The organism is Geodermatophilus sp. DF01-2 (genome assembly GCF_004571065.1).
Classification (GTDB): domain Bacteria; phylum Actinomycetota; class Actinomycetes; order Mycobacteriales; family Geodermatophilaceae; genus Geodermatophilus.
Genome location: NZ_SPQN01000029.1, coordinates 16851 through 41509, shown reverse-complemented (window position 1 = coordinate 41509; position 24659 = coordinate 16851). Strand labels below are relative to the sequence as shown.

The window sequence follows — 24659 nt, the reverse complement described above, 5'->3', positions numbered from 1 at the left end:
CGGGTGGGCGCGGCCGTCCTGCAGGCCGGCGTGCTCGACCTCGAGCGCGCCGCGGCGCAGGGCATGGGCGACCGGGCGGTGCAGGGCCTGCTCGGCGCCGAGCCCGCCGGGGCCCCGGAGCGCTACGCGACCGCCGACCCGGTGCGGCTGGTGCCGGCCGGGGTAGACCTGCTCTGCGTGCACGGCACCGGCGACGGTGTCGTACCGGCGGAGCAGAGCACCCGCTACGCGCAGGCAGCCGCGGCGGCGGGCGTGCACGTCGACGTGCGGCTGGTGCCCGGCGACCACATGGTGCTCGTCGACCCGGCGGGGGAGCCGTGGGCGCTGGTCCGCGACTGGCTGCGGCACCGCGCCGGGGCCTCCCGCCGCCGATCTACGCTGGTTCCGTGACGCAGACACGCCAGGGCGGTTGGTTCGCGCGGACCCTGCAGCGGCTGACCGCCGACGACCAGGCCATCGACGCGGAACGGCTGCGTGCGGGGTCGGTGCGGGCCGGGTGCGAGCAGGTCAGCGCCTGCCGCAAGGGCGCCGTCGTCACCGTCACCGGCCGGCTGAAGTCGGTGGTCTACACCCCGCGGGAGACGGTGCCCACCCTGGAGGCCGAGCTCTTCGACGGCTCGGGGTCGGTCACCCTCGTGTGGCTGGGCCGGCGGCGGATCCCCGGCATCGAGCCCGGCCGCACGCTCACCGCGCACGGCCGCTTCGCCTCCTTCGACGGGCGGCAGGTCATCTACAACCCCCGGTACGAGCTGAGCGCCGGGTGACGGCTGCGCCTGAGGGGGACGGGCGTCCGGGTCCGGCCGGGCCGCAGGGTCCGGCACGGCCGGCGGACGACGATCCGGCGGCCGGGCCGCGCGGCGTGACCTTCGACCGGCATCTGGTGCTCGACCAGCTGGGCGGCTGGCGCGGCATGCTCGACGCAACGCTGCCCACCGTCGCCTTCATCGTGGCCAACTCACTGGCCGGGCTGCGCGCCGGCATCTGGGCCGCGCTCGGCGCCGCCGTCCTGCTCTTCGGGCTGCGCCTGGTCCGCCGGGAGAGCATGCAGCAGGCGTTCAGCGGGCTCTTCGGCGTCGCCATCGCGGTCGCCATCGCCGCCGCCTCCGGGCAGGCCCGCGACTTCTTCGTGCCCGGGCTGATCCGCAACGCCGCCCTCGGCGTGGTGCTGCTCGGCTCGATCCTCGTCCGCTGGCCGCTGGTGGGCGTGGTCGCCGAGTTCCTCGCGCCCAGCCACCTCGGCTCGATGGCATCGCAGTCGATGCCCGGGCTGCGGGGCCGGCTCGACCGGGTCAACGCCGCGCTGCACCACCGGCCGCCGCTGGACCCGTCGACCGGCGCCCGCCCGGCGGACCCCGCACCGGAGCGGCACTGGCGGGACGACCCCCGCATGGTGCGCGCCTACTCCTGGCTGACGCTGATGTGGGGCGTCGTCTTCCTGGTGCGCGTCGCCGTCCAGTGGGTGCTCTACCGGGCCGACGAGGTGGAGCTGCTCGCCACCGCCTCGCTCGTGCTCGGCCTGCCGGTCACCGCCGTGGAGGTCGTGGTGACCCTGTGGGTGGTGTCCCGGCTGCACCGGCACCGCGCCGACGCGGCAGGCGGGCAGCGCCCCGCGGCCTGACGGCAACCGGAGGAGCATCGGTCAGCACCGCCGTCATGCGCCCGTGAGACCACCACGAGCGCACGATGGCGCCGGTTAGCCCGGGACGGCGGGGGAGAGCACCTGCTGCAGCTGCTCCTCGACGTCGGCATGGGTGACGAACAGCAGCTCGTCGCCGGCCTCGAGCGGCTCGTCGGGCGTCGGGGTGATGACCCGGTCGCCGCGGAGCACGGCCGTCAGCACCGTCTCCCGCGGCAGCGGCACCTCGCGCAGCGGCTTGCCCACCCACGGGGTGTCCTCGGCGAGGGTGATCTCGACGAGGTTGGCGGCGCCCTTGCGGAAGCTCATCAGGCGGACGACGTCGCCGACCGTCACCGCCTCCTCCACCAGCGCGGCCAGCACCCGGGGCGTGGAGACGGCGACGTCGACGCCCCACGCCTCGGTGTAGAGCCACTCGTTGCGCGGGTCCTTGACCCGGGCAACGACGCGGTTGACCGCGAACTCCGTCTTGGCCAGCAGCGAGACGACCAGGTTGGCCTTGTCGTCTCCGGTGGCTGCCACGACGACGTCGCAGGTGGCCAGCTGCGCCTCCTCGAGGGAGGAGACCTCGCACGCGTCGGCCTGCACCCACTCGGCGCCCGGCACCGCCCGGGTGCGGACCTTGCGGCCGTCCTTCTCGATGAGCATCACGGTGTGCCCGTTGCTGAGCAGCTCCCCGGCGATCGAGCGGCCGACGGCGCCCGCGCCCACGATGGCGACCCGCATCAGTGTCCCTCTCCTCCGGGGCCCCGCTCGACCACCTCGTGCACCCGCTGGGTGATCGCGTCGGTCGAGGCGACCACCAGCTGGTCGCCGTCCTGCAGCACGGTGGCCGGCGTCGGCAGCTGCGCCTCGCCGTAGCGGACCAGCCAGGCGGCCCGCGCCCCGGACGCGGCTTCCAGGTCGGCGAGCCGCCGGCCCACCCAGGGCTCGGTGACGGTGACCCGCATGAGCAGGACCTGCCCGGTCGGCTCCCGCCACAGCTCGCTGACCTTGACCGACAGCAGCTCGCGCAGCAGCCGGTTCACCGTCCACGGGACGGTGGCGACGCTGGGGATGCCCATCCGCTCGTAGACCTCGGCGCGCTTGGAGTCGTAGATGCGGGCCACGACGTGCTGGACGCCGAAGGTCTCGCGGGCGACCCGCGCGCTGATGATGTTGGAGTTGTCACCGCTGCTGACCGCAGCGAAGGCCCCGGCGGAGTCGACGCCGGCGTCGAGCAGCGTCTGGCGGTCGAAGCCGAGCCCGGTCACCTGGCGGCCGGTGAAGTCCGGGCCCAGCCGGCGGAAGGCCTCCGGGTCCTGGTCGATGACGGCCACGCTGTGGCCTATCTCCTCGAGCCGGCGGGCGATCGCCGACCCGACGCGGCCGCAGCCCATGACGACCACGTGCACGGGGAACTCCTGAGATCGCAGTCGGGGTGCGCCGGCGTCGTCGGCCCGCGCGTGTCCGGCCGCGAAGCTACACCCGGCCGCTCCCGGGGCCGTGGTCCGCAGCGCCGGAACTCACCCTCCGGGCGAGGGCGCGGACAGCTCGGGCGTCCGTACCATCGCCGCCGTGCCAAGCCTGTCCGACCTCGGACAACTCCCGAAACGCCTGGTCCTGGGACGACCCGTGAGCAGCGACCGGCTCGGGGAGTCGCTGCTGCCCAAGCGCCTGGCGCTGCCCATCTTCGCCAGCGACCCGCTCTCCTCCGTGGCCTACGCCACGCAGGAGATCCTCATCGTGCTGACGTTGGCCGGGACGGCGTTCCTCTTCCTGGCGCCGTGGCTGGCCATCGCCGTCGTCCTGCTGCTCGTGACCGTCGTCCTCTCCTACCGCCAGGTGGTGCGGGCCTACCCGTCCGGCGGGGGCGACTACGAGGTCGCGATGAGGAACCACGGGCAGTTCGCCGGGCTCACCGTGGCCAGCGCACTGTTGGTCGACTACGTGCTGACCGTCGCGGTGTCGGTCGCGGCCGGCACGGACAACATCATCTCGGCGTTCCCCTCGCTCGACGAGCACCGCGTCGCCATCGCCGTCGGGTTGGTGACGCTGCTGGCCGCGGCCAACCTGCGCGGGCTGCGCGAGTCCGGCCGCACCTTCGCCGCTCCGACCTACCTCTTCATCTCCGGCATCCTGGTGATGATCGTCACCGGACTGCTGCGCCACTTCCTCGGGGACGGCCTCACCGCCGAGAGCGCGGGCTACGCGATCACCCCCGAGCCCGGCTTCGAGCAGGTCACCGGCCTGGCGCTGGCGTTCTTCGTGCTGCGCGCCTTCGCCTCCGGGTGCACCGCACTCACCGGCGTGGAGGCGATCGCCAACGGGGTCCCGGCCTTCAAGCCGCCGAAGGGCCGCAACGCCGCCACCACGCTGGCGCTCATGGGCGGCCTCGCCGCGACGATGTTCTCCGGCGTCACCGCGCTGGCGCTGGCCGCTGACGTCCGGTACGCCGAGCATCCCTGCGACCTCGTCGGCTTCACCGCCTGCGAGACCGAGCCGCAGCGGACGGTCATCGCCCAGGTCGCCGCGGCGACGTTCGGCGGGTTCACGTCGCCGGGCTTCTTCTACATCCAGGCGGCCACCGCGCTCATCCTGATCCTGGCCGCGAACACCGCGTTCAACGGCTTCCCGCTGCTGGGCTCGGTGCTCGCCCAGGACCGCTTCCTGCCCCGGCAGCTGCACACCCGCGGCGACAAGCTGGTCTACAGCAACGGCATCCTGCTGCTCGCCGGCTTCGCCGCACTGCTGATCGCCGCGTTCGAGGCCGACGTCAACCGGCTGATCCAGATCTACATCGTCGGCGTCTTCACCAGTTTCTCCATCGGTCAGTGGGGGATGGTCCGGCACTGGAACCGGGAGCTGCGCGACGAGGCCGACGCCCAGGTCCGTCGGCGCATCCGCCGGTCCCAGGCGATCAACGCCGTCGGCGGCAGCCTCACGACCGTCGTGCTCGTGATCATCATCGTCACGAAGTTCACCCGGGGCGCGTGGCTGGTTCTACTGGTGATGCCGGTGCTCTTCCTGCTGATGCGGGCGATCAACCGGCACTACTCGCACGTCGCCGAGCAGCTGGTGCCCGACACCGACTCCCGGATGCTGCCCAGCAAGGTGCACGCCGTCGTGCTGGTCTCCCGGGTGCACAAGCCGACGCTGCGGGCGCTGGCCTTCGCCCGCGCCACCCGGCCCGACCACCTGACCGCGCTCACGGTGAACGTCGACGAGTCCGAGACCCGGGCGCTGCAGAACCAGTGGGACCGCTACGACATCCCCGTCCCGCTGACGGTGGTGGAGTCGCCGTACCGGGAGATCACCCGGCCCGTCGTGGACTTCGTCAAGTCCATCCGCCGGGACAGCCCCCGCGAGCTGGTCGTCGTCTTCGTCCCGCAGTACGTGGTCGGCCACTGGTGGGAGAACCTGCTGCACAACCAGAGCGCGCTGCGGCTGCGGGCCCGGTTGCAGTTCCAGCCCGGGGTCATGATCACCTCGGTGCCGTGGCAGCTGGAGAGCTCGGTCGGACGCGAGGACGCCGGCCTGCGCGCGACCGGGCCGGGGCCCGGTGACCTGCGCCGCGGCCTGGCCGACGAGCCCGAGCAGACCCCCTATGGATGAAGCCGAAGGACCCCGGGAAGGACCCCGTCCTCCCCACCGCTCGCGAGCTCGCGGCGGTGCCCTGGACGGGGCCATGAACCCCTCGCAGGCTCGGGGCGAGCCTCGGGACGGGGCCTCACCCCCACGCCTCGCAGGCTCGGCGCGGGCCGCTGAAGGGCGGCCGCCCGCTGCCCCCCACCGCTCGCAGGCTCGCGGCGGGCCCCTGCAGCGGGGCCTGGGCTGGACCGGCCGGGAGTTCGAGGTCACCGTCGGGCTGGTCGCGCACGGCGGGCACTGCGTGGCCCGGCACGAGGGGCGAGTCGTCTTCGTGCGGCACGCACTGCCCGGCGAGCGGGTCGTCGTCCGGGTCACCGAGGACCGCCAGCCCGGGTTCTGCCGCGCCGACGCCGTCGAGGTGCTGGCGGCCGCGCCCGACCGGGTGCCGCGGCCCTGCCCCTACAGCGGACCCGGGCGCTGCGGCGGCTGCGACTGGCAGCACGTGGACCCGGCCGGCCAGCGCCGGCTCAAGGCGGCGGTGGTCCGCGAGCAGCTGACCCGACTGGGCGGCCTGACCGACGGCGACCCGGTCGTCCGCGATCTCGTCGTCGAGGAGTTGCCCGGCGGGCCGCTGCGCTGGCGCACCCGCGCCCGGTTCGCCGTCGACCGCTTCGGGGCGCCGGGGTTGCGCCGGCACCGCTCGCACGACCTCGTGCTGCTGGACGACTGCCCGATCACCGTGGTGCCGGCCGCGCGCGCCGTCCTGGACCGCCGCTGGCCGGGTGCCGGAGCGGTGGACGTCGCCGTCGACGCGGCGGGCACGGTGACCACCACCCGGCTCGACCGGCGCGGCAAGCCCCGGTCGACCCGGGTGCTGCGCGCCGGCGAGGACGTGCCGGCCGAGCCCGCCGGGCGCGCCGCCCGCTCGGCCGCCGGGCGCGAGTGGGAGGTGGAGGGCACCGGCTTCTGGCAGGTCCACCCGGCGGCGGCGGACGCGTTGATCGGCGCCGTGGCGACCTTCGCCGCCGTGCGGGCGGGGGAGACGGTGCTCGACCTCTACGCCGGCGCGGGTCTGTTCGGCGGGGCACTGGCCCCCGCGGCCGGCGCGGAGGGCCGGGTCGTCTGCGTGGAGGCCGACGAGGCCGCCTGTGCCGCCGCCGAGGCCAACCTGGCCGGGCTGCCGCAGGCGGAGGTCTGGCAGGGCGAGGTGGACGCCGAGGGGTTGACCGGGCTGCTCGCCGAGCTGGACGGTGGCCCCGACGTCGTCGTCCTCGACCCGCCGCGGGCGGGGGCGGGCCGTGCGGTCAGCCGGGTGCTGGCGGCGGCCGGGCCCCGGGCGGTGGTCTACGTGGCCTGCGACCCGGCGTCCCTGGCCCGGGACGTCGCCGTCTTCGCCGAGGGCGGCTACCGCCTGACCGGGCTGCGCGGGTACGACGCCTTCCCGATGACCGCGCACGTGGAGTGCGTGGCGCTGCTGGTACGGGTCTGAGCCGACCGGTCTCCTCGCCCGCGGCTGCTCAGCGTCGGCCGCGCTCCCCGCGGTCGTCGTTCCCGTCGTCCTCGGGGGCGTCGGGGTTGTCGGGGTTGTCGGGGTCGAGGCTGATAGAGGGGACCGGGAGGCTCGGCACGGACGCGGTACCGGTCCCCTCCGCAGGGGCGGTCGGGCTCGGCTCCGCCGACCTGTCGGCGGTCGAGGGCCCGACCTGCGGGACGGCTGCCACGGCGGACGGCTCGGCCGGGCCAGCAGGAACCGTCGTCGACGGCGAGGGGACCCGGGCCGACGGAGCCGCGGCGCCGGACGGCGATGCCGTCGCGCTCGCGCTCGGGGTTGCCGGCGTACCGGCCGGTGCGGTCGCCGTCCCGCCCGCGGACGGGGCGGCCGCCGGTGCGCCGGCCGCGGCCGGGAGAGCACCGGCAGTCGATGCCGCGGCTGCGGAGGTGGCGGACGGCGCGGCGAGGGAGGAGCCCGGGGCCGACGCGGGGGCCCGGGATGGACGGTCGACGCCGTCGGCGCGGGTGCCGTCCGGGGCCTCGCCGGCGCGGACGGCGTCCCCGATCTCGCCGACCCGGACCGCATCACCGATCTCGCCGGCGCGGGCGGCGTCCCCGATGCCGCTGGCCGAGGCCTCGACCGCGGTCTGGACCGCGGCGGTGCCGGGCCCGGGCACCCCGCCGTCGTCCGCGGCGACGGCCCCCAGGCCGGCGGCCATGCCCACGAAGGAGAGCATCCCCAGGGCGGTCGCCGCGGCACGGGAGGCGCGGGAGCCTTCGGGGCGGGTTCTCGACGGGCGGAGCATGCGTTGCGGATCCCCTCGGCGGGTGCGTGCGGCAGGTGGCGGGCGCGGGAGCTCTGGCGGTCTGGACGAGGTCTGCACACGCAGAGCGCTCGGTCCAGTGCGCCCAGTGACGGTAACCCGGACGGGTGAGGCGACGGAAGGGGTCGGACGGGACGAGGGTGTCCGGCCCGGTCGGCGCGGAGCGAACGGCTACCGTGGCTCCCCGTGACCACCTGGGAGTACGCCTCGGTCATCACGGCCAACGACGCCGAGTCGCAGCGCGCGGGGGTGAGCGTCAAGCTCCCCGGCGGGCAGTCGGAGCGCCAGGCCGGTGACACCAGCTCGGTGCTCAACCGGCTCGGCAGCGAGGGGTGGGAGCTGGTCAGCTATCACTCCAGCGGCGCGGGCACCTGGGGCTTCGAGCAGTTCTGGCTGAAGCGCCCCACCTCCTGAAGGAGCGTCCCCCCGCACGCTCGGGCCGCCCATCCGCGCCGATCTCGACGTGGAGCTGGCCCTGGCGCCCCCCCCGCACGCTGCGGCCGCCCAGCCGTGCCAAACCGGCGATCTCACCCGCAGGACAGCGCGCCGTCGAACACGCGTTCGACCAATGCGGCACACTGGCGCGGTGGACGCGACGCTGCCGCCGGGCTGGCCGGACACCGTGCGGCCGCCCGGTGCACCCGACTGGGAGCGGACCGCCGTCGCCTGGCTGTTCGACCTGGTGCCGCCGGACTACCGGGCGCACGAGGTGCTGCGCCGCTATCCCGTGCTGCTGGCCCGGTTCGCCCGCGACCACGTGTCCGCCGGGCTCGAGGCAGCCCGCGCGGGCTGGCGCACCGTCCGGGTGGAGCTCACCGACGACCTGCCGGCCGACGCGATGGAGGCGGCGATCGCCGCCTACGAGCGGGAGGGTGCCCGGCTGGCGGCCGCCGCCCGCGGGGTCGAGGCGGTGGCCGGTGCGTTGCGGGGAGAGCGGTGGGTACCCCGGCTGTGACCAGGGGCCGCGACCACATGCCGGAGCCCCGCGCTCGACCGGAAGAGCCGCGCGTACGCGGCTACAGTTGGTCGGCGGCCGAAGCGATGCCGCAACCTGCCGCCGATGGAGAGGACGCACCCCCTCGTGTCGCTCCTGCGATCGCTCTGCACCCCCGACGACCTGAAGGCCCTCCCGGCCGAACAGCTGCCGGCGTTGGCCGCCGAGATCCGCGACGCGCTGGTCACCAGCGTCGCCCGGACCGGCGGGCACCTGGGGCCCAACCTCGGTGCGGTCGAGCTCACCATCGCCCTGCACCGGGTCTTCGACTCCCCGCGCGAGCCGATCGTCTTCGACACCGGCCACCAGAGCTACGTGCACAAGATGCTCACCGGCCGGGTGGAGGGCTTTCGGCGGCTGCGCCAGCGCGGCGGCCTCTCCGGCTACCCCAGCCGCACCGAGAGCGAGCACGACTGGGTGGAGAACAGCCACGCCTCCACCTCGCTGTCCTACGCCGACGGGCTGGCCAAGGCCTTCGCCGTCCGCGGGGAGCACCGGCCGGTGGTCGCGGTCATCGGCGACGGTGCGCTGACCGGCGGCATGGCCTGGGAGGCGCTGAACAACATCGCCGGGGCCCAGGACCGCCCGGTGGTCATCGTGGTCAACGACAACGGCCGCTCCTACTCGCCGACCATCGGCGGAGTCGCCGACGCGCTGGCCACGCTGCGGCTGCGCCCCGGCTACGAGCAGGCGCTGCTGCAAATACGACAGGCGCTGCACCGCGCCCCGGTCGTCGGCTCGGCGCTGTTCGACGCCCTGCACGCCATCAAGAAGGGCCTCAAGGACGTCCTCTCGCCGCAGGGCATGTTCGAGGACCTCGGCCTGAAGTACATCGGCCCGGTCGACGGCCACGACGTCGAGGTCATGGAGTCCGCCCTGCGCCGGGCGCGGTCGTTCGGCGGGCCGGTCATCGTGCACGCCGTCACCACCAAGGGCTTCGGCTACCCACCGGCCGAGACCGACCAGATCGACGCCTGGCACGCCACCGGCGTCTTCGACCCCGACAGCGGGGTCACCGCGGCGACCGCCGGCCGCGACTGGACGACGGCCTTCGCCGACGAGCTGGTGCGGATCGGCGCCGAACGCTCCGACGTCGTCGCGATCACCGCCGCGATGCTGCACCCGACCGGGCTGGCGCCTTTCGCCGAACGCTTCCCCGAGCGCACCTACGACGTCGGCATCGCCGAGCAGCACGCGCTCACCTCGGCCGCGGGCCTGGCCATGGGCGGGCTGCACCCGGTCGTCGCCGTCTACTCGACGTTCCTCAACCGGGCCTTCGACCAGCTGCTCATGGATGTCGCGCTGCACCGCCAGCCGGTCACCGTCGTCCTGGACCGCGCCGGGGTCACCGGCAGCGACGGTGCCTCGCACAACGGCATGTGGGACATGTCGATCCTCTCCGTCGTCCCCGGGCTGCGGCTGGCCGCGCCGCGCGACGAGCCGACGCTCCGGGAGGCGCTGCGCGAGGCGGTCGCGGTGACCGACGGCCCGACCGTCGTCCGCTTCCCCAAGGGCACCCCGCCGGTGGACATCCCGGCGCTGGAGCGGCGCGGACCGGTCGACGTCCTGCGCCGCGGAGAGCGGCAGGAGGTGCTGCTGGTCGCCGTCGGCTCGATGGTGCCGATGTGCCTGGCCGCCGCCGAGCGCGCCGCCGACCACGGCATCGACGTCACCGTCGTCGACCCGCGCTGGGTGCTGCCGGTCGCTCCCGAGCTGGTCGGCCTGGCCGCCGATCACCGCCTGGTCGTCACCGTCGAGGACGGCGGGCGCGCGGGCGGGGTGGGCACCACGCTGACCCAGGCCCTGCAGGACCGCGGCATCGACGTCCCGCTGCGGGCGCTGGGGCTGCCGCAGGCGTTCCTCGAGCACGGCAGCGTGGGCCAGGTGCTCGCCGACGCCGGACTCACCGAGCAGGACGTCGCCCGCCGGATCGCCGAGTGGACGGCGGTGCTCGCCGAGCGCGCCGAGGGCAGCATGGCCGAGGCGGTCGAGGAGACCCCATGACGGTCGTGGCGGAGATTTAGTCGAAGGACCTCGTCCCTCTCACCCCTCGCAAGCTCAGGGCGAGCCTCCGGACGGGGCCGTGATCCAGGCCTCCGGGCTGCGGTACGAGGTCGGCGCCCTGGGGACGACGCTCGAGGGCGAGGCCGACGCGGTGTGGGCCACGCTGCGAGCCGCGCACGAGGCGATGCTGGCCGCCGGCGCGACCAGGGGGATCTCGCACGTCACGATCGCCTCGGTGGACCGCACGATGGACAGCCTCACCCGCAAGTTCAGGTAGCCCGCACACGTCCTGGCTCGCGTCGTCGCCGCGAGGCTCGCGCTGTGGCGCGAGCTCGGCGACCACAGGGTGAGCCAGGACGAGGAACGGCCCGGACCCCGCGCGGGGTCCGGGCCGCCGTGCGTCAGCGCCCTCAGGCCGGCAGCGAGGCCACGCCCTCCGGCAGGAACCGAGAGCCGGTCATCTTCTCGGAGACGCCCTCGCGGTCGAGGCGGGCAGAGATCCCGCCCAGCCAGAACGGCCACCCGGCGCCGAGGATCATGCACAGGTCGATGTCCTGCACCGGCTAGACGACGCGTGAGCAGCCGGTTGACCACGAACGCCGGGGCGTCGGCCACCAGCACCCACGACTTCTTCAGCTGCCTGCCGACCGCGAAGGCGGTGACCCGCGTGGCGTCGTCCGTCTGGTCGGCGCGTACGACGTCCAGCAGGGAGAGGACGGCGACCGGGTTGAAGAAGTGCGGACCGACCACCCGCTCCGGGTGCTCGAGCTTGGACGCCACCTCCGACACCGACAGCGCCGAAGTATCGGTCGCCAGCACGCACTCGGCGGAGACCACGGCCTCCACCTCGGCGAACACCTGCTGCTTGACCGACATCTCCTCGAAGACCGCCTCGATGACGAGGTCGGCGTCGGCGAAGACGTCGCGCCCCATGGCGAGCCTTCGGGCCGCACCGCTTCGAGTTCTGCATGGCTCTTGCGGCGCTCCTCGTGCTCACGCGGTTCTGCAGCCGCGCAAGAGCGGGAGGAACACCGCAAGAGCCTTGGTCGCCGGCTTCAGGCGCGGGTCAGCGCGTCGGTGAGCAGGTCGCGGGTCAGCTCGACCTGCCACTGCCGGGCGCCGCCGGCTCGCAGCGCCGCGGCCACCGTGTCGGCGTCCCGCGGCTCGGGCGGGGTCCACATCAGCCGACGCACGAGGTCGGGGGAGAGCAGGTTCTCGACCGGCAGGGAGTGCGTGGCGGCCAGCCCGGCCAGCCCGGCGCGGGCGGCCTGCAGCCGGGTGGCGGCGGCCGGGTCGCGGTCGGCCCAGCGGTTGACCGGCGGCGGGCCGTCCCCGGGCCTGTTCTGCGGCGGCAGCTCGGACTCCGGCAGCTCCCGGCCGCGGACCAGCGCCCCGAACCAGGTGCCGACCAGCTTCCGGTTGGCCCGCCCGCGGAAGACCGGCAGCTCCAGCAGCGCGGCCTCCGAGCGCGGGTCGGCCTGCACCGCCGAGACCATGGCGGCGTCCGGCAGGACCCGCCCCGGCGCGAGGTCGCGGCGGCGGGCCAGCTCGTCGCGGGCCTGCCACAGCGAGCGGAGCATGCCCAGCTGTCGCCGGTTGCGGAGCCCGTGCACGCCGGAGGTCCGCCGCCACGGGTCGGCCCTGGGCGCGGGCGGCCCGGCGGTGAGGATCGCCGCGAACTCCTGACGGGCCCACTCGGTCTTGCCCTGCTCCTCGAGGATGGCGGCCAGGGCGTCCCGCAGGTCGACGAGCACCTCGACGTCCAGTGCGGCGTAGACCAGCCACTCCTCGGGCAGCGGCCGGGTGCTCCAGTCGGCGGCGGAGTGGCCCTTCTGCAGCGCGAACCCGAGCAGCGACTCGACGACGGCGCCGAGACCCACCCGTGGCAGGCCGGCCAGCCGGGCGGCGAGCTCGGTGTCGAAGATGCGCGAGGGGACCAGCCCGATCTCGGCCAGGCACGGCAGGTCCTGGTTGGCCGCGTGCAGCACCCACTCGGTGTCGGCGATCGCTCCTTGCACCACCGACAGGTCCGGCAGCGGGATCGGGTCGACCAGGCCGGTACCCGCGCCGGCGCGGCGCAGTTGCACCAGGTAGGCCCGCTGGCCGTAGCGGTAGCCGGAGGCCCGCTCGGCGTCGACGGCGACCGGGCCGGTGCCGGCCGCCAGCGCCTCGGCGTACTCCACCAGCGCGGGAGAGGTCTCGATGACCGGCGGCAGCCCGTCGCGCGGGGTGATGAGCGGGACCGCGGGGGCAGCGTCCGGTTCGTCGTCCGGCGCCGGGAGGGGCTCGGTGCTCAGCGCAGATCCACCTTCTCGCCCGTCTCGACAGCGTGTACGGCACCGCACGGCTCCACGGCAGGGACCGCAGGAGGCCCCGGGGAGGGGCGGCCGGCGCGGGGATGTCGCGCACCCCCGGGACACCGATGTTAGAGAGTGCCGTTCCCGGAGGGCCCGGAGGGATCCAGCAACCGGACGCCCGGCGGCGGCAGTCCGGCCGCGCTGCCCAGCACGTCGAGCCAGGCGGTGAGGTGGCGGTCGAGCCGGGTGTCCTCCGCCGTCCAGGAGGCGCGGATCTCGACGTCGACCGAGTGCTCCGGTCCGGCGAGCTCGCCGAAGCGGGTCGACGCGGTCCGGGTGACCGTGCCGCCCAGCGCGTGGGAGGTGGCCCCGGCGTCGGCGAGGGCGTCGGTCAGCCAGCTCCAGGCCACCTCGGAGAACATGGCGTCGTCCACCATGTGCTCGTCGGTGGCGGCCGAGAGGTAGCCGACGCAGCGGGTGGTGCCCGCCCAGGACTCGTGGCCGGCGGGGTCGTGCAGCACGATGAACCGCCCGCTGGCGACCTCGACCTCCTCGTCGCCGTCGGTCTCGGTGACGAGGGCGCCGAGCGCGTGCGCGTAGGGCGCCAGCCGCTGCGGGGCGGGGATCGGCTCCAGGGCGATCTCCGGCCGGGCCGTCACGCCGGCCAGCGCCTCCAGGGCAGCGCGGAACTCCTCCGGGGGATCGCCGCCGGGACGGTCGCCGGCGCCGGGCCCGGCGCCGGCCAGGCTGGAAGGCTCCACGCTCGCAGGGTAGGTCGCCGGACCGCCCGGTGCCGCCGACGCGCCGCACGGGTTCTGGGAGGATCGAACGTCGTGACCGCCGCTGCCGATCCCGCGCCGATGCCCGCGTCCCCTCCCGCCGACTCGGACCTGGTCCGGGCCGCCCGCGGCCTGCCGGTGCGGCGCACGCCGGTGTGGTTCATGCGCCAGGCCGGCCGCTCGCTGCCGGAGTACCGGGCCCTGCGTGCCGGCACCCGGATGCTCGAAGCCTGTCAGGACCCCGACCTGGTCACCGAGATCACCCTGCAGCCGGTGCGCCGGCACGGGGTGGACGCCGCGATCCTCTTCTCCGACATCGTGCTGCCGCTGGTGGTGGCCGGCGTCGACATCGAGATCGAGCCCGGCGTCGGGCCGGTCGTGGCGCAGCCGGTGCGCACCGTCGCCGACGTCGACGCGCTGCCGCCCCTCGAGCCCGACCGGCTGGCGTTCCTGGCGACCGCGGTGCGCCGGCTGGTCGCCGAGCTGGGGGCCACGCCGCTGATCGGCTTCGCCGGTGCGCCGTTCACCCTGGCCACCTACCTGATCGAGGGCGGGCCCTCCAAGGAGCACGCCCGCACCAAGGCCTTCATGTACGCCGAGCCCGAGGCCTGGGGCCGGCTGCTCGACCGGCTGGCGATCTCCGCGGCCACGTTCCTGCGAACCCAGGTCGATGCCGGGGCCTCGGCGGTGCAGCTCTTCGACTCCTGGGCCGGGGTGCTGTCGGCCGCCGACTACGCCGAGCGGGTGCTGCCGCACTCGCGCGCCGTCTTCGACGCGCTCGGCTCGGGGCGGGCGGGGGAGGACGGGGTGCCGCGGATCCACTTCGGCGTCGGCACCGGCGAGCTGCTGCCGCTCGTCGGGGACGCCGGGGCCGACGTCGTGGGCGTCGACTGGCGGGTGCCCCTGGACGAGGCCGCCCGGCGCGTCGGGCCGCAGCGCTCGCTGCAGGGCAACCTCGACCCCGCCGTCCTGCTCGCCGACCGGGCCACCGTCGACCGCGAGGTGCGCCGGGTCGTCGAGCAGGGCCGGGCCGCGCGCGGGCACGTCTTCAACCTCGGCCACGGGGTGCTGCCCGAGACCGACCCCGGTGTGCTCACACACGTGGTCGAGCTGGTCCACGAGCTCACCTCGTGACCCGCCCAGCCCGCCCGCCGACCCGGTTCGTCGTCGTCGGGGCCGGGATCACCGGCCTGGCCGCCGCCTTCGAATGGCGGCGGCGGCGCCCGGACGACGAGGTCGTCGTCCTCGAGGCCGGCGACCGGGTCGGCGGCAAGCTGCACCGCGTCGAGCTGGCCGGACACTGGTACGACACCGGCCCCGAGGCGATGCTCGCGCGGGTGCCCGAGGCGGTGCGGCTGGTGGAGCGGCTCGGGCTGGCCGACCGGCTGGTCGCGCCGGCCACCACGCAGGCGGCGGTCGTGCTGCCCGACGGCCGGCACCCGCTGCCGGCCGGCACCGTGCTCGGCGTCCCGGCGTCGGCCGACGGGCTGGACGGCGTCCTCACCCCGGACGGCGTCGCCCGGGTGGCCGCCGAGACGCAGCTGCCTCCGCTGTCCCTGGACGGCGACGTCGCGGTGGGCGCCCTGCTGCGCGCGCGGCTCGGCGACGAGGTCGTCGACCGGCTCGTCGAGCCGCTGCTCGGCGGCGTCTACGCCGGGCGGGCCGACGAGCTCTCCCTGGCCGCGACGATGCCGCAGCTGGCCGCGCACCTGCCGGCCGCCGGTTCCGTGCTCGGCGCGGCGGCGGCGGCCCGCGACGCCGGCGCGCGCAGCCGGTTCGACGCCGACGGGCCGGTGTTCGTGACCGTCGCCGACGGCATCGGCGCGCTGCCCGACGCACTGGTGGCCGCCTCGGGCGCCGACGTCCGGCTGCGCACCCCGGCGCACGGCCTGGTCCGGACGGCGACCGGCTTCGAGCTCTCGGTCGGCCGGGCCAACGCGCCGGAGCGGCTGACCGCGGACGCCGTCCTGGTCGCGGCGCCGGCGCCCAAGGCCGCCCGGCTGCTGGCCGGGGTCGCCCCGGCGGCGGTCGAGCCGCTGCAGGGGATCCCGTACGCGTCGACGGCCGTGGTCGCGATGGCCTTCCCGGCGCAGGACGTCGCCCCGGGGTCCGGCCTGCTGGTGCCCCCGGTGACCGGCCGGCTGGTCAAGGGCGTCACCGTCTCGTCGCGGAAGTGGCCGCACCTGGCCGGCGAGCATCTCCTGGTGCGCTCGTCGGTGGGCCGGTTCCGCGCCGAGCACGAGCTGCAGCGCAGCGACGACGACCTCGCCGCGGCCGTGGTCGCCGACGTCACCGACCTGCTGCAGCTGTCCCGGCCGGAGCCGGTCGCCACCCGCGTCGTCCGCTGGGGCGGCGGGCTGCCGCAGTACCTGGTCGGACACCCGGCGCGCGTGGCGGCAGTGCGGACGGCGGTGGGTGCGGTGCCGGGGCTGGCGGTCGCCGGGGCGGCGTTCGGGGGCGTCGGCGTCCCGGCGTGCATCCGCGACGCGCAGCACGCCGTCGACGCGCTGTTCTGAAGAAGGACCCCCCTTCCCCCCACGCCTCGTAGGCTCGGCGCGGGACCTTGAAGGGCGGCCGTTTCAGCGTGGGACGGCCACCAGCGGCACCCGGTCGCGCCCGGGCAGGCAGGCGGACGCGGCGAGCACGAGCGCGACGGCGTCCTCGATCAGGCCGGCCTGCCAGTCCGGCATCCGGCCGGCCGCCCAGCGCCGCCAGCCGAGCCCGCCCCAGGAGCCTGCGGCCGTGCCGAGCGCGGCGGCGAGCACCGGGACCGCACCGTTGGCGCGTTCCCGCACGGCGAGGCGCGCGGCACCGGTGGTCGCGCCGAGGAAGCGCGGCGCCATCCCGCTCGCGGTCGTGCGGGTCGGCGTCGCCGGGTGCTTGTCGCCCGCCATCTCCGCCACCACGAGGCTGGCCCGCGTCGCCTTGGTGAACGCGCTGACCCCGCGGCGGGTGGTGAGCGCGGGCGCGGCCAGGCCGAGCGTGCCGCGGCTCCCCGAGGCCACGCCCAGCAGCAGCGAGCGCAGCGCCAGCCCGGCGCCGGCCGGGTTCCGCGACGTCCGGCGCTCCCGGGCGGTGGGGACGGTCTCGAGGACGGCCTGCACGCCGGCGCCGTAGGCCAGGTGGGACACCGCGTCGGTCGCCCAGTCCGCGGTGCTCCACGAGCGGGGGTCGCTGACGCCCAGCAGTGCTGCCGGGACGTCGGTGGCGGCCATCGCGGCGGCGCCGGCGACCACCGCGCCGACCGGGGGCGAGAAGCGCACTCCGGCGGACCGCATCACGCTCGCGGCGACGCCGGTGGCCAGTCCGTTGCCGATGCCGACCAGCGCGCCCCACGCCGTCCGCCGGTTCGCCCGTTCCTGGCCGCGGCCGGGGAGGTCGAGGCCGAGGCGGTCGGCCACGGCGTCCACCAGGCGATCGGGAACGGAGCTGGCCGGCCGGCCGCGGAAGACCATGTCGAGGTAGGAGGCGGCGTCGAGGGCGGTGGTGCCGACCGCGCCGGCCACCAGTCCGCGTGCGAGGGAGCCCATCATGTCCCGACCCTGCGGACCCGGCGTCCCGTCGGCAACCCGAGCCCGGTGGTGGCCGACGCCACGGTGGCACCCGGCATGGCCGTCCGCCGGTGGCTGTTGAGCCCCCAATGAGTTCCGTGCACCACTCCGACCGACCCGCCCGCTGCCTGCGCCACCACGTCTGGATGGCCGCCTGCGACGACTGCCGCGACGCGCACACCGTGGTCGTCCGGGACCGGCGCGCGGCGACCTCCGCGACCCGCTGAAAGAGGACCTCCCTGCCCCCCACCGCTCGCCAGCTCGCGCGGCGGGACCCTGCAGGGAGGCCGCCAGCGCGGGGGATGATGGGGTCATGAGCGAGGACCAGCGCAGCGTCGGCAAGCGGGCGAACGAGTTGAACGCGACCATCCGCTACACGATGTGGTCGGTGTTCCGGCTGGCCCGCCCGCTCGGTGACGGGCAGCGCAGCGCCGTCGCCGACGAGGCGCAGGGCCTCCTCGACGAGCTGGCCGGCAAGGACGTCGTCGTCCGCGGGACCTACGACGTGAGCGGCCTGCGGGCCGACGCCGACCTTCTGGTCTGGTGGCACGCCTCGACCCCCGAGGCGCTGCAGGAGGCCTACACCCGGTTGCGCCGCACGGCGCTGGGCCGGCACCTGGAGCCGGTGTGGTCGCAGATGGCCCTGCACCGGCCGGCGGAGTTCAACCGCAGCCACATCCCGGCCTTCCTGGCCGACGAGGAGCCGCGCCGCTACGTGTGCGTCTACCCGTTCGTGCGGTCCTACGAGTGGTACCTCCTGCCCGACGAGGAGCGCCGGGCGATGCTCGCCGAACACGGCCGGATGGCCCGCGGCTTCCCCGACGTCCGGGCCAACACGGTCGCGTCGTTCGCGCTCGGGGACTACGAGTGGATGCTGGCCTTCGAGGCCGACGAGCTGCACCGCATCGTCGACCTCATGCGCGAACTGCGAGCCTCCACCGCGCGGAGGCACGTGCGCGAGGAGGTGCCGTTCTACACCGGCGTCCGCAAGCCCGTCGTGGAGCTCGTCGCCGACCTGCCCTGACCGGAGTCGCTCGAGTGCGGAAACCGCACTCGAGCGACTCCGCTTCAGCCCTGGGCGGGCTGGAGGCGAATCGAGACCGAGTTGATGCAGTAGCGGTCGCCGGTCGGGGTCTGCGGAGCGTCGTCGAAGAGGTGGCCGAGGTGGCTGTGGCAGGTGCCGCAGAGAACCTCGGTGCGGACCATGCCGAAGCTGCGGTCCTCACGGAGGACGACGTTGTCCGCGGCCGAGGCCTCGTAGAACGACGGCCAGCCGCAGTGCGAGTCGAACTTGGTCTGCGACCGGAAGAGCTCCGCCCCGCAGGCCCGGCAGGCGTAGACGCCCTCGGTCTTGGTGTCGACGTACTCACCGGTCCAGGGCCGCTCGGTGCCGGCCTGGCGGAGGACGGCGTACTCCTCCGGCGAGAGCTGCGCCCGCCACTCGGCGTCGCTCTTGGTGACCTTCGGCTGGTTCTGCGCGGACGTCGTCATGCACCCAACGGTACGAGGCCCACGCCAGTCCGCTCAGCGTCCCAGCCCGGCCTCGCGCGCCCGCACGATCGCCTGGGCCCGGTCGGTGACCTGCAGCTTCGTGAGCACGTTGGACACGTTGTTTCGGACGGTCTTCGGCGACAGGTAGAGCGCTGCGGCGATCTGCGCCGCCGGTCAACATCCCGCTCGCGCAGGCGCTGCCGGCTCTGTCGCCCTACGTCGCCGCCGGTCACCTGCTCGTCGGCTACGCGATGCTCGGCGTCGTCCTGGTCCTGCGGCCCGAGCTCACCGGGGCTCGCGACTCAGGCCCTTTCCTCCTCACCCTTCGCGAGCTCAGGATGGGCCCCTGGAAGGGGGCCGTTCCATCGCCTCACCAGGCGCCCCGCCAGCCCCTGACCCGGGTGGCGGGGCGTCGTCGTGCGCGGCGGAGACTGGACCGGTGAGCTCGCTGGAGACCCCGCTGCCCGACGTCTGGTTCACCCGCGACCTCCCGGTGCTGCGGGCCATCGCGCGGCTGGTCGACGGACCGGAGTACGGGGGCAACCCGTACCTCGGACAGGTGGTGCCGGCGAGCGGGCTGCCCAAGCCGGAGGTGGCCGCCGCAGCGCGGGCGCTGGTGTCCGCGGGCTACGTCGAGGCGCTGACCAACTACGCGGGCGAGATCGTGCGGTTCACCGGCGTCTCGCCGGAGGCCCGGCGACTGGCCGGGCTCTGGCCGACGCCGCAGGGGGAGTGGGACCGGCTGGTCGAGCAGCTCACCGCCCGGGCGGAGAACGCGGCGACCGACGTCGAACGGGCCCGGTGGCGGGCCTTCGCAGATGCTGCGACGGCGGTGGGGCCGGACGACGGTGCGCTGCTCATGTCGGCGCTCATCGGCGGATACGTGCCGCGGGCGCGCTGAGCGCCCGACAACGGCAGCGCCCCCGCCCGGCTGAGCCGGACGGGGGCGCTGTGCGCTGATCAGGGGATCAGAGCGGGTTGACGTTCGCCGCCTGCGGGCCCTTCTGGCCCTGCTCGATGTCGAACGAGATCCGCTGGCCTTCGTCGAGCGAGCGGTACCCGCTGGTCTGGATGGCCGAGTAGTGGACGAACACGTCCGGTCCGCCGCCGTCAGGGGTGGCGAAGCCGAACCCCTTCTCCGCGTTGAACCACTTGACAGTTCCTTCGGGCATTGCTCGCTCCTAGCTGAGGTGGTGCATCGGGGTCCTGCCATAGCGCAGGGCCTTCCCGACGGAGACGACCATAGTCGCCGGTCGGCGTCCGCGGGGCGCCGGGGAGGGCGCGCCCGATCTTGCGGAGATCGTGCGGCTCCCTCGTCGGCGCCCTGCGGAGCGGACCGGACCGTCGTCTGCGCCGGGAGGGACCCGGCATCGACGAGGAACGGACTCCCGCCATGGCCACCACCGCCGCGCTGCCCACCGCCCCGATCGTCCTGTGCGACGTCGAGGACCTCGCCGAGGCCGACCTCGAGGCCGACCTGGCCGAGCGGCTGGAACTGGCCGGATGGGTGTGGCTGCGCTCGGACGGCGCGGGGGCCGCGCCCGACGAGGTCGGGCGGCTGGTCTCCGGCACCGGTCCGCGGCCCGGGTCCGCCGACGCCGTGTCGTTGGCCTGGGCCATCCGCCGCGGCGGCGCGGCGGCGGCCGCGGTGCACGACCTGGGGCTCAAGGCCGCGATCCTCGCCGGCTGATCCCTCCGCGCGCAGCCGAGCTGCGCCTCGATCGGCCGGTCCGCTGCCACGCTCATCAACGCGTGTCGACGCCCTCGCGGGTCCGTGAACAGGGCCTTGGCCTGCGGATTCGTGTTGTCCGGCCTGTCTCCGCGCGGTCTCGTCCGTGCAGGCGTCCGACGTCCGGGAGGTGTCGTGGCGGGGTTGTCGTCGGCGCTCGACGAGCTGACCGGCGACGACCTGAGCTCGGTGTGCGGCCCGCAGCTGCGCGACCGCCTGCGCGGCCCGGTGGTGGCGCAGAGCCGGCTGGCCGCCGAGGTCGCCCCGGGTGGTGCGCGCCGGGCGGGTGGCCGAGCACCTGCCGGCTGCGGCGGACCCCGACTCGACGCAGCAGCCTGGGGTCGCCGCACGCCTCGATCCCGGTGATCAGAGCAACCGACCGGACTCCTCGGGAAAGGGACGGCCGTGGGAGGGGACGGCGTAGTCGGCGTCCGTCCGCGGCACCGGGCGCCAGGACGTGCCGGCCGGCAGCGCCAACGGCTCCGGCCGCCACGAGGTGACGGTGATCGGCGTCTGCTCGTCCCAGGACTCCTCGGTGAGCCGGGTCCGCTCCTCCTGCCACGCCTGCACCGAGCGGCGCCAGCGCCGGCCGCCGACGTCGAGTCCGACGAGGACGGCGATGCCGACGGCCACGGTCAGGCAGGCGTTGGCCACCGCGGTGGCGACGTCCAGCGCCGTCAGCTGCGGCCAGCCGACCGCCTCGATCTGGGCGCCGACGATCTCGACGACGACGTACAGCACGCCGTACACCAAGAGCGAGACCCGCACCCCTGCACCTCCGTCGTGGACCGGACGTCCTCTCAACGGCAGGTCCGTGGCAGAGGCGATGGGCGCGCCCCCGCCGCTCACCCGTCCGGGTGACGGCTCGGGTCTGCAGCACCTCGTTCCGCGACCGCACCGACCGGGTGGCGACCACACCGTTGACCACGGACGGGTCCCCGGCGGTCACCTTCTGGGCCGCCTCCCTCATGGTGGACAACGGTCCGTCGAAGGCGCCGATCATGGCCAGGTCCCCGCGCCGTGCGAACTCACGCCCTGCGTCGCGCGTCTTGCGAGTCTCTTGCGGATCCGTCGCGGATCCGTTGTGGCTGGTCGGCGAGCGTGGGACCTGCCGGGACGTCCCCGCGTGGTGGAGAGGAAACAGCGACGTGCGCTCAGCAGCAACGGACCTCTGGCGGGCGGGGGTCGTCCTCGCCGTCGCAGTCGCCCTGGTGATGGGCGCTGCGCTGTCGGCGTCGGCCTCGTTCGTCAGTCAGCGCACCGTCGCCCTCGAGGTCTCCAGCGCGACCGTCCAGGCGCCCGGCAACGTGACGACGGCGGGCAGCTGGTGCTGGTGGTCGACGTTCGGCGTGCAGCTGTCCTGGACGCCCAGCTCGTCGCCGGGCGTCAGCGGCTACACCGTCAGGGTCCACCGCGAGGGCGGCACGTCGAGCATCGTCGCGACCGTGGGGCGCGAGGCGACCAGCTTCAGCGGCGTCTACTGGGGCGGTCGCCAGGAACACCGGTTCACCGTCACCACAGAGACCACCTACGGGTGGACCGCCGTGTCCCCGCAGACCTCGCCCGTCCGCTGCTGACCCGGCGACCGACTCAGCCGGCGGCGGGCTTGCGGGCGCGGCTGGGCTGCACCCGCATCGGCTCGCCCGGCATCTTCGGGTAGTCCGGCGGATACGGCATGTCACCGAGGCCCTGGTCCTCCGCCTGGCGGTCGGCCAGCTCGAGCAGCGGCTCGATGCCGAAGGCGTGGTCGGCGAGCCCGGCGTGCTTGTCACCCACCTCGCGGAACCGCGCCGGCATGGTCAGGACGTCGAAGTCCTCGGGCCGGACATCGGGCAGCTCGTCCCAGTCGACCGGGGCCGACACCGGCGCGTGCGGCCGGGGCCGGATCGAGTACGCCGAGGCGATCGTGCGGTCCCGGGCCATCTGGTTGTAGTCGATGAAGATCTTCTCCCCGCGCTCCTCCTTCCACCACGACATCGTCACGCGGTCGGGCAGCCGCCGCTCCAGCTCGCGGCCGAACGCGATGACCGCCCGGCGTACCTCGGGGAACGTCCAGCGCGGCTGGATCGGCACGTAGACGTGCACGCCGCGGCCACCGGAGGTCTTCGGCCACCCCTGCATGCCGAACTCCGCCAGCAGCTCCCGGACGTGCGGCGCCACCTCCACGGCGTCGGCGAAGTCGGTGCCCGGCTGCGGGTCCAGGTCGATGCGGATCTGGTCCGGCGACTCGACGTCGCCCTTCGACACCGGCCACGGGTGGAAGGTCAGCGTCCCCAGGTTGGCGCACCAGGCGACGACGGCGACCGAGTCCGGCGCGATCTCGTCCGCCGTCCGCCCGCTGGGGAAGGTAATGTGCGCCGTCGACACCCAGTCGGGGGCGTTCTTGGGCACCCGCTTCTGGTAGAAGGCGTCGCCGGTGTTGTCCACCCGCGTCGACAGCCGCGCCCCCTCGAACACCCCGCCCGGCCAGCGCTCCAGCGTCGTCGGCCGGTCCCGCAGCGCGCCCAGGATGCCGCCGCCGACCGCGACGAAGTACTCGACGACGTCGATCTTGCGGATGCCGCGCTCGGCGAAGTACGGCTTCTCCGGGTTGGAGACCCGCACCTCGTACCCGTCGATCTCGAGGACGACGGCGTCCTTTGCCGACGCCATCACCGACCGGACCCGTCTCGCCAGCTCATCCGGCGCACGCTAGGCGCTCAGGCCGGGCACGTCAGCCCGTCCTGCGGCACCACCAGGTCGATCAGGTAGGCGTTGACCGCGGCGTTGACGCAGTCGGTCTTGGGGTAGGCGGTGTGCCCCTGCCCCTGCCAGGTCAGCAGGACGCCGGAGGCGAGGTCCTCGGTCATGTCCACCGCGCCGGACAGCGGGGTGACCGGGTCGCCGGCGTTGCCTATGACCAGGATCGGCGCGGCGCCCTCGGCGTCCCGCTCGGGCACGGGAGTGCGGTCGGCCTCCCACACCGAGCAGGTGTGCAGCCCCACGGCCGAGCCCGCGCCGAACAGCGGGTAGCGCTGCCCCCACTCGGCGGCGAGGGCGCGGATCTCCTCCTCGGGCACCGCCGTGGCCGGGTCGGTGTCGGCGCAGCTGATCGCCAGGTTGGCGTCGATGAGGTTGGTGTAGGTCCCGTCCGGCAGCCGGCCGAAGTAGGCGTCGGCCAGCGAGAAGATCCCCTGCGCATCGCCGTTCCGGGCGGCGGCCAGGGCCTGTGTCAGCTGCGGCCAGCGGCCGGTGTCGTACAGGGCGTGCAGGACGGCGGTCATGACCACGCCCGGCGTCGCCTGGCGCGTCTCACCGGGCAGCGCGCTCGGGATCGGGGTCGCCGCGGCCTGGGCCAGCAGGTCCTCGAGGAAGCGACGCGGCTCGGGGCCGAGGGGGCAGCCGGAGACGAGGGCCACGCAGTCGGCCGCGAAGGCGTCGAAGCTGGCCTCGAGGGAAGCGGCCTGCTGCTCGGCCTCGGCGCGGGGGTCGTCGTCCGGGTCGACGGCGGCGTCGAGCACCAGAGCCCGCACCCGGTCGGGGAACAGCTCGGCGTAGGTGGACCCCAGGGTGGTGCCGTACGAGTAGCCGAGGTAGGTCAGCTGTTCGTCACCGAGCGACTGGCGCAGCAGGTCCATGTCCCGCGCGGTGTCGACGGTGTTGAAGGTGCCCAGCGCGTCGCCGTACTCCTCGGCGCAGCCGTCGGCGACCTCCTGCTGGAGCGCGAACGCCTCGTCGACCTGGGCCTCGGTGACCGGGCGCGGCTCGGCGGCGATCACCCGGTCCTTGAGGTCGGCCGGGATGCACTCCACCGGCGTCGACAGCCCCACCCCGCGCGGATCGAAGCCGACCACGTCGAAGCGGCGGAGCACGTCCTCGGGCAGGGACAGCGCCTGACCGATCGCGGCGTCGGCGCCCGACGCCCCCGGCCCGCCGGGGTTGACCACCAGCGACCCGATCCGGTCGGTCTGGCCGGCCAGCCGCGCGCGGACCAGGAAGAGCGGGAGCGTCGCGCCCTGCGGCTCGTCGTAGCTGATCGGCACCTCGGTGCGGCCGCACTCGAAGGTCAGGTCCCGTTCGCTGCCCGGGCTGCCGGCGATCAGCGGCTGGATCTGGTCGTCACACGGGGTCCAGGCGATCTCGGCGGCCTCCGGCTCGGCCGGCGTCGACGAGGCCGCCGCCGACGACTCCGCGGCCGTGTCGTCGGTGGAGGAGGTGCAACCGGTGACCGCCAGGAGCAGGCCGGAGGCAGCGGCGACCAGGCCGCGGGACAGGCGCATGGGTCACGAGGGTATGAGCCGAATCCGGAGCGTG

General features: G+C 74.9%; 30 protein-coding genes and 1 pseudogene. 17 read left to right on the top strand and 14 right to left on the bottom strand.

The genetic code is table 11. The features are described from left to right. The 3 genes from E4P41_RS10130 to E4P41_RS10120 form a co-directional block, all read left to right on the top strand. A partial coding sequence (locus E4P41_RS10130; RefSeq protein ID WP_167761014.1) for a prolyl oligopeptidase family serine peptidase occupies positions 1-390 on the top strand: 390 nt, incomplete at its 5' end. Continuing rightward, the gene (locus tag E4P41_RS10125) at positions 387-764 is read left to right on the top strand and encodes an OB-fold nucleic acid binding domain-containing protein (protein WP_135141118.1); all 378 of its coding nucleotides are present in this window, start codon (positions 387-389) and stop codon (positions 762-764) included. The genes E4P41_RS10130 and E4P41_RS10125, both read left to right, overlap by 4 nt. 95 nt (positions 765-859) lie before the next feature. Continuing rightward, on the top strand, positions 860-1618 hold the full coding sequence (locus tag E4P41_RS10120) for a DUF3159 domain-containing protein (protein ID WP_245177242.1): 759 nt from the start codon (positions 860-862) through the stop codon (positions 1616-1618). A gap of 75 nt (positions 1619-1693) precedes the next feature. Here E4P41_RS10120 and E4P41_RS10115 read toward each other — a convergent pair whose 3' ends face one another. Continuing rightward, positions 1694-2362: a TrkA family potassium uptake protein gene (locus E4P41_RS10115; RefSeq protein ID WP_135141114.1), complete on the bottom strand. Its 669-nt coding sequence runs from the start codon at positions 2360-2362 to the stop codon at positions 1694-1696. Beyond that, positions 2362-3030 carry a TrkA family potassium uptake protein gene (locus tag E4P41_RS10110; RefSeq protein WP_135141112.1) on the bottom strand — a complete coding sequence of 223 codons (669 nt, stop codon included), beginning with the start codon at positions 3028-3030 and terminating at the stop codon, positions 2362-2364. The genes E4P41_RS10115 and E4P41_RS10110 overlap by 1 nt, the downstream gene beginning before the upstream one ends. Positions 3031-3250: 220 nt before the next feature. On the opposite strand from E4P41_RS10110, the gene E4P41_RS10105 reads away from it, so the two are divergent. Beyond that, on the top strand, positions 3251-5230 hold the full coding sequence (locus E4P41_RS10105) for an APC family permease (protein ID WP_245177241.1): 1980 nt from the start codon (positions 3251-3253) through the stop codon (positions 5228-5230). A gap of 73 nt (positions 5231-5303) precedes the next feature. Next, complete coding sequence (locus E4P41_RS10100; protein ID WP_135141108.1) at positions 5304-6695, top strand: TRAM domain-containing protein; 1392 nt, start codon at positions 5304-5306, stop codon at positions 6693-6695. Positions 6696-6723: 28 nt separating this feature from the next. Here E4P41_RS10100 and E4P41_RS10095 read toward each other — a convergent pair whose 3' ends face one another. Beyond that, positions 6724-7434 (bottom strand): hypothetical protein, encoded by a 711-nt coding sequence (locus E4P41_RS10095; RefSeq protein WP_135141106.1) that lies wholly within the window; start codon positions 7432-7434, stop codon positions 6724-6726. A 273-nt stretch (positions 7435-7707) separates the two neighbouring features. On the opposite strand from E4P41_RS10095, the gene E4P41_RS10090 reads away from it, so the two are divergent. The 4 genes from E4P41_RS10090 (at position 7708) to E4P41_RS10075 (ending at position 10796) form a co-directional block, all read left to right on the top strand. After that, positions 7708-7935, top strand: coding sequence for a DUF4177 domain-containing protein (locus tag E4P41_RS10090; RefSeq protein WP_135141104.1), 228 nt, complete (start codon positions 7708-7710; stop codon positions 7933-7935). Between the two features lie 172 nt (positions 7936-8107). Beyond that, positions 8108-8476, top strand: coding sequence for a hypothetical protein (locus E4P41_RS10085; RefSeq protein ID WP_245177240.1), 369 nt, complete (start codon positions 8108-8110; stop codon positions 8474-8476). 126 nt (positions 8477-8602) lie between these two features. Next, positions 8603-10519, top strand: coding sequence for a 1-deoxy-D-xylulose-5-phosphate synthase (gene dxs / locus E4P41_RS10080; protein ID WP_135141100.1), 1917 nt, complete (start codon positions 8603-8605; stop codon positions 10517-10519). Positions 10520-10598: 79 nt separating this feature from the next. Next, positions 10599-10796, top strand: coding sequence for a thiamine-binding protein (locus E4P41_RS10075; RefSeq protein WP_135141098.1), 198 nt, complete (start codon positions 10599-10601; stop codon positions 10794-10796). Between the two features lie 133 nt (positions 10797-10929). Here the strand turns inward: E4P41_RS10075 and E4P41_RS23170 are convergent, their stop codons facing one another. The 4 genes and pseudogenes from E4P41_RS23170 to E4P41_RS10060 all read right to left on the bottom strand — a co-directional run bounded on the left by E4P41_RS23170 (position 10930) and on the right by E4P41_RS10060 (position 13577). Then, complete coding sequence (locus E4P41_RS23170) at positions 10930-11079, bottom strand: hypothetical protein (protein ID WP_245177239.1); 150 nt, start codon at positions 11077-11079, stop codon at positions 10930-10932. Positions 11080-11185: 106 nt separating this feature from the next. Then, a pseudogene (locus E4P41_RS23165) lies at positions 11186-11395 on the bottom strand (3-hydroxyacyl-CoA dehydrogenase NAD-binding domain-containing protein); the annotation flags it as partial. 179 nt (positions 11396-11574) lie between these two features. Beyond that, positions 11575-12864, bottom strand: coding sequence for a ribonuclease D (locus tag E4P41_RS10065; protein ID WP_280660051.1), 1290 nt, complete (start codon positions 12862-12864; stop codon positions 11575-11577). Between the two features lie 80 nt (positions 12865-12944). Continuing rightward, positions 12945-13577 (bottom strand): DUF3000 domain-containing protein, encoded by a 633-nt coding sequence (locus E4P41_RS10060; protein ID WP_135141096.1) that lies wholly within the window; start codon positions 13575-13577, stop codon positions 12945-12947. 72 nt (positions 13578-13649) lie between these two features. Between E4P41_RS10060 and hemE the strand changes: the two genes are divergently transcribed. Then, the gene (hemE, locus tag E4P41_RS10055; RefSeq protein WP_245177237.1) at positions 13650-14729 is read left to right on the top strand and encodes a uroporphyrinogen decarboxylase; all 1080 of its coding nucleotides are present in this window, start codon (positions 13650-13652) and stop codon (positions 14727-14729) included. Beyond that, positions 14726-16111, top strand: coding sequence for a protoporphyrinogen oxidase (hemG, locus tag E4P41_RS10050; RefSeq protein ID WP_135141094.1), 1386 nt, complete (start codon positions 14726-14728; stop codon positions 16109-16111). Before hemE ends, hemG begins: the two co-directional genes overlap by 4 nt. A gap of 63 nt (positions 16112-16174) precedes the next feature. Here the strand turns inward: hemG and E4P41_RS22665 are convergent, their stop codons facing one another. Next, positions 16175-17128 (bottom strand): hypothetical protein, encoded by a 954-nt coding sequence (locus E4P41_RS22665; RefSeq protein WP_135141092.1) that lies wholly within the window; start codon positions 17126-17128, stop codon positions 16175-16177. 107 nt (positions 17129-17235) lie between these two features. Between E4P41_RS22665 and E4P41_RS22050 the strand changes: the two genes are divergently transcribed. Further along, the gene (locus E4P41_RS22050) at positions 17236-17373 is read left to right on the top strand and encodes a hypothetical protein (protein WP_167761013.1); all 138 of its coding nucleotides are present in this window, start codon (positions 17236-17238) and stop codon (positions 17371-17373) included. Between the two features lie 86 nt (positions 17374-17459). Continuing rightward, positions 17460-18170: a hydrogen peroxide-dependent heme synthase gene (gene hemQ, locus E4P41_RS10040; RefSeq protein ID WP_135141090.1), complete on the top strand. Its 711-nt coding sequence runs from the start codon at positions 17460-17462 to the stop codon at positions 18168-18170. Positions 18171-18214: 44 nt separating this feature from the next. Here the strand turns inward: hemQ and msrB are convergent, their stop codons facing one another. After that, positions 18215-18637: a peptide-methionine (R)-S-oxide reductase MsrB gene (msrB, locus tag E4P41_RS10035; RefSeq protein ID WP_135141088.1), complete on the bottom strand. Its 423-nt coding sequence runs from the start codon at positions 18635-18637 to the stop codon at positions 18215-18217. A gap of 33 nt (positions 18638-18670) precedes the next feature. Further along, on the bottom strand, positions 18671-18799 hold the full coding sequence (locus E4P41_RS10030; protein WP_209307636.1) for a LuxR C-terminal-related transcriptional regulator: 129 nt from the start codon (positions 18797-18799) through the stop codon (positions 18671-18673). Between the two features lie 277 nt (positions 18800-19076). On the opposite strand from E4P41_RS10030, the gene E4P41_RS10025 reads away from it, so the two are divergent. Beyond that, positions 19077-19538 carry a hypothetical protein gene (locus tag E4P41_RS10025; RefSeq protein WP_245177236.1) on the top strand — a complete coding sequence of 154 codons (462 nt, stop codon included), beginning with the start codon at positions 19077-19079 and terminating at the stop codon, positions 19536-19538. A 67-nt stretch (positions 19539-19605) separates the two neighbouring features. Here E4P41_RS10025 and E4P41_RS10020 read toward each other — a convergent pair whose 3' ends face one another. Beyond that, positions 19606-19809: a cold-shock protein gene (locus tag E4P41_RS10020; RefSeq protein WP_012948038.1), complete on the bottom strand. Its 204-nt coding sequence runs from the start codon at positions 19807-19809 to the stop codon at positions 19606-19608. 221 nt (positions 19810-20030) lie between these two features. On the opposite strand from E4P41_RS10020, the gene E4P41_RS10015 reads away from it, so the two are divergent. Continuing rightward, a complete protein-coding gene (locus E4P41_RS10015; protein ID WP_135141086.1) occupies positions 20031-20327 on the top strand; it encodes a hypothetical protein in 297 nt (98 codons plus the stop codon). 174 nt (positions 20328-20501) lie between these two features. Beyond that, complete coding sequence (locus tag E4P41_RS10010; protein WP_135141084.1) at positions 20502-20732, top strand: hypothetical protein; 231 nt, start codon at positions 20502-20504, stop codon at positions 20730-20732. On the opposite strand, the gene E4P41_RS10005 is transcribed toward E4P41_RS10010, so the two are convergent. Then, positions 20733-21134 carry a hypothetical protein gene (locus tag E4P41_RS10005; protein WP_135141082.1) on the bottom strand — a complete coding sequence of 134 codons (402 nt, stop codon included), beginning with the start codon at positions 21132-21134 and terminating at the stop codon, positions 20733-20735. A gap of 380 nt (positions 21135-21514) precedes the next feature. Between E4P41_RS10005 and E4P41_RS10000 the strand changes: the two genes are divergently transcribed. After that, a complete protein-coding gene (locus tag E4P41_RS10000) occupies positions 21515-21943 on the top strand; it encodes a hypothetical protein (protein WP_135141080.1) in 429 nt (142 codons plus the stop codon). A 13-nt stretch (positions 21944-21956) separates the two neighbouring features. Here the strand turns inward: E4P41_RS10000 and ligD are convergent, their stop codons facing one another. After that, positions 21957-23018, bottom strand: coding sequence for a non-homologous end-joining DNA ligase (gene ligD, locus E4P41_RS09995; RefSeq protein ID WP_135141120.1), 1062 nt, complete (start codon positions 23016-23018; stop codon positions 21957-21959). A gap of 47 nt (positions 23019-23065) precedes the next feature. After that, a complete protein-coding gene (locus E4P41_RS09990; protein ID WP_135141078.1) occupies positions 23066-24625 on the bottom strand; it encodes an alpha/beta hydrolase in 1560 nt (519 codons plus the stop codon). Between the last annotated feature and the right edge of the window lie 34 nt (positions 24626-24659).